The following is a 1226-nucleotide window of genomic DNA, read 5'->3' as shown; positions in this document are numbered from 1 at the left end:
CTGCCCGCCCCCGTGCTCGCGCCCCTGCCCGTGCCCTACGCCGAGCACGCCCGCCGGCAGGCCGAGCGGCTCGGTTCGCCCGCCGATCCCGGCTCGCTCGTGTCCCGCCAAGTCGCCTACTGGAAGGAGCGGTTGGCCGGTCTCGCGCCCGGCGGGCCGCTGCTGCCCCGGCGCACGGACCGGCCCGCCGTCCCGGGCCCCGGCGCCGCCACGGTCGTACGCCGGCTCGACGCCGCCGCCCACGCCCGGATCGTCGACGCCGCCCGCGCCCAGGGCGCGACCCTCTTCATGGCCCTGCACGCCGCGCTGGCCGCCGCCCTCGCCGGGGCCGGCGCGGGCGCGGACCTCGCCGTCGGCGCCCCGATCGCCGGGCGCGCGGCCGACGGGGGCGTCAAGGACGTCGTCGGGTTCTTCGTGAACATGCTCGTGCTGCGCACCGACGTCTCCGGCGACCCGACCGCGCGGCAGCTCCTCGCCCGGGTCCGCGACACCGACCTCGGTGCCTTCGCCCACCAGGACGTGCCGTTCGAGCACGTGGTCGGCGAGCTGGGTCCCGTACGGGCACGCGGCAGACAGCCCTTCACCGACGTCGTCCTCGCCCTGCAGAACAACGCCCGCGCCGACGTGGACCTGCCCGGCGCCGACACCGGCGTCGAGATCGTCCGCACCGGCTCGGCCCGCTTCGAACTGCTCGTCGACGTCACGGACGCGACGGGCCCCGGCGGCGCCCCGGAAGGCCTCACCCTCACCTTCGAGTACCGCGCCGACAGCTTGGAGGAACGCTTCGTCACCTGGCTCGCCGCCGCGCTGCCCGAGGCCCTGGAGGCCGCGGCCGCCGCGCCCGACACCCCGCTGTCGCGGCTCGTCGCCACCGCGCCGCCGCGCCGCGCGGACGACGGCGACCGGATCGCGCTCCCGGCGCCCACCGCGCCGGCCGTGGGCGGCGGCGGACCGGCCACCCCACTGGAGCGGGAGATCGCCGCCGTCTGGCGCGACGTCCTCGCGAGATCCGGGGCCGGGCCCCAGGGCGGCCCCGCCATCGGCAGGGACGACGACTTCTTCGCGCTCGGCGGCAACTCGCTGCGCGCGGTGCGGGTCGCGGCCCGTCTCACCACCGACGCACGGCCCGTGACGGCGGCCCAGCTCTTCGAGTCGCCCACCGTCGCCGCGCTCGCCGCCGCACTGGAGCGGACCCCCGCCGCCCCCGCGCGGCCGGGCCCGGCCGC

1 protein-coding gene is annotated in these 1226 nt (G+C 79.1%); it reads left to right on the top strand.

Annotated elements, in window-relative coordinates; translation table 11 throughout:
• On the top strand, nucleotides 1–1226 hold a 1226-nt coding region (locus AOK22_RS39010), incomplete at both ends, for a condensation domain-containing protein (protein ID WP_244165296.1).

Origin of the sequence: Streptomyces silaceus (genome assembly GCF_001419745.1) — a bacterium.
GTDB classification, from domain to species: Bacteria; Actinomycetota; Actinomycetes; order Streptomycetales; family Streptomycetaceae; genus Streptomyces; species Streptomyces silaceus.
The sequence above is the reverse complement of the archived record's forward strand: the minus strand, read 5'-3'. Positions and strand labels throughout refer to the sequence as shown.